At 72.1% G+C, this 2,110-nt stretch carries 3 protein-coding genes and 1 pseudogene; 2 read left to right on the top strand and 2 right to left on the bottom strand.

What is annotated here, in order from left to right; translation table 11 throughout:
- Window positions 1-271: pseudogene (locus SSOG_RS30445) on the top strand (hypothetical protein); the annotation flags it as partial.
- 79 nt (window positions 272-350) lie between these two features.
- Here SSOG_RS30445 and cutA read toward each other — a convergent pair.
- Entirely contained in the window at window positions 351-674 is a 324-nt protein-coding gene (gene cutA / locus SSOG_RS30440) for a divalent-cation tolerance protein CutA (RefSeq protein WP_009718104.1), read from the bottom strand.
- 109 nt (window positions 675-783) lie between these two features.
- On the opposite strand from cutA, the gene SSOG_RS30435 reads away from it, so the two are divergent.
- Window positions 784-1,143 carry a cupin domain-containing protein gene (locus tag SSOG_RS30435; RefSeq protein WP_009718103.1) on the top strand — a complete coding sequence of 120 codons (360 nt, stop codon included), beginning with the start codon at window positions 784-786 and terminating at the stop codon, window positions 1,141-1,143.
- Window positions 1,144-1,255: 112 nt separating this feature from the next.
- On the opposite strand, the gene SSOG_RS30430 is transcribed toward SSOG_RS30435, so the two are convergent.
- Entirely contained in the window at window positions 1,256-1,519 is a 264-nt protein-coding gene (locus SSOG_RS30430; RefSeq protein ID WP_039939066.1) for a carbohydrate-binding protein, read from the bottom strand.
- Window positions 1,520-2,110 lie beyond the last annotated feature (591 nt).

Genomic DNA, 2,110 nt, shown 5'->3' with positions numbered 1-2,110 from the left:
CCGGGCGCGGCGGGTGTTCGGGGTGCACCGGGCGGTGCTGGTGAGCCAGGGGTTCCATATCCGCCGGGCGGTGGCGCTGTGCGGGGCGGCGGGGATCGACGCGTACGGGGTCGCGGTGGACGAACCGCACGACGCGACGTGGGGCTTCGGCGGGCTGCGGGAGACCGTGGCGGCGAGCAAGGCGGTGCTCGACGCCACGTTCCGGCCCGACCCGCACTTCCTGGGGCCCCGGGAGCGGGGTATCAGCGATGCGGTGGCGGCGGACGGATAGCAGGTAGCGGATAGCAGATGCCGGATGGCAGATGCCGGATGGCAGGTAGCGGATAGCAGCTGACAGATTTTGGTTTCTGTCAGCCGATAGTCGTTTCCGCCACCACCCACGCCAGATAGTCCTCGCTGCCGTGCGTGATCGGCGTCGCGATCACTTCCGGCGTCTCGTAGTCGTGCGCCTCGCGGATGTGCGCCTCCAGCTCCTCGTACCGGGCGGCGGTCGTCTTGAACAGCACCTGCCACTCGGCGGCTGTCTCGATGGTGTCCTGCCACCGGTAGACGGAGGTCACCGGCTGGCTGATCTGCGCGCAGGCCGCCACCCGGGCCTCCACGGCGCCGCGCGCCAGCGCCTCCGCCTTCTCGGGGGTGTCGGTGGTCGTCAGGACGGTCAGGTAGTCGGCCACGGCTGCCTCTCTCGGGGTGTCGCGGGGTGCGAACTGGCGCGCATCACGCTAGCCGGTGACGATTGAGGGAACCCGGCGAGGAACAGATCAGGCCGATCGAGGGGCACTCATGGATGACCTCACCGCGCTCGCGCGCCACCATCTGGACCAGGCGAAGGCCGATCCGCACGGGCGCAGCGCTCATCTGTTCCTGCACGACGGGCCGCTGCGGCAGAGCGTGATCGCGATGGTCTCCGGTTGTGAGCTGGACGAGCACAACGCTCCCCCGGCGGCCAGTCTGCACGTGCTGCACGGTCATGTGCGGCTGACCGGGACCGGGGTGCGCACGGATCTCATCGCCGGGCAGGTGGAGCGCATCCCCCATGAGCGGCACGGGATGCTCGCACTGGAGGACTCGGTGGTGCTGCTGACCGCCGTGACCGCCACCGTCGGCTGTCCCACCCCCACCGAGGACGCGGCCACCGCCTGAGGCCGCGGCCCGGATGTACGCCGCCCCGGCGTCGTACCGCGCTGACGCCGGGGCGGGGATCACGCCCCGGTGCGCCTGCACGGCCGCACCGGGGCGCATCACGCGAGAGGGGTCAGCCGATGACCGGGGCCAGGTCGATCCGGTCGAGGTTGGGGGCATAAGCGCCCGGGTTGGCGAAGGTGACCGTGTTGGCGCCCTTGGCGAGGTCGACGGGGACGGCCAAGGTCCAGTAGTCGTCCCAGCCCCAGGTGTTCTTGAACATCACGCGCCGGGGCTTCCCCTGGCCGACCGTGATGTCCGCGCCGCGCGAGACGATGTCGGTGTTGTACGCGTGGCCGTTGTCGCGCCGCTCGTTGTTGGCGTAGCGGACCGCCATCAGGTAGCGCCCCGCGGCCGGGGCCTGGACGGTGAGTGTGGCGGTGTTGGACGCGCCGTTGCCGAGCCAGCCGACGTAAAAAAACGCCCGAGGCGTGCGCGCCGAAATCGGGCTTGAAAGCGCCGGACAGGGCGCCGCTCTCCGCCTCGTACCCGCGCACCCCCGCCGTGTCGTCGCCCGCGCCCGTGACGTCCAGCAAGCGCAGCCGGACGGGCGCCGCTCCGGCCGGGGCGGCGGTGACGCGGTTGTTGCCCGCGGTCAGGTAGAGCCGCTGGGAGGCCGTCGTGGTCGCCCCGTGCGCGGTGAGCTCGAGCGGGCCGCCGGTCGCGCGCGGGGTCACCGTGTAGTAGCCCTCGCGGGGTGCGTAGACGTCGAAGACCGCGCCGTCCCCGCCGTCCAGGACCAGCGCCCCGGTGCCGGTGCCGGTCGCCGAACCGTAGTCGTAGGACGGGCTGCCGGTGGTGTCGGCGAGCGTGGCCTCGTACGCGGCGGAGGGCTTCGTGGCGGCCGTGAGGTCGACGCGGTCGAGGGTCACCTCGGCGGTGTCGTGCGCACAGGGCGATCTCGTGGCGGCCCGCGGAGAGCCGGACG

Origin of the sequence: Streptomyces himastatinicus ATCC 53653, from assembly GCF_000158915.1 — a bacterium.
Lineage (GTDB): Bacteria > Actinomycetota > Actinomycetes > Streptomycetales > Streptomycetaceae > Streptomyces > Streptomyces himastatinicus.
The sequence above is the reverse complement of the archived record's forward strand: the minus strand, read 5'-3'. Positions and strand labels throughout refer to the sequence as shown.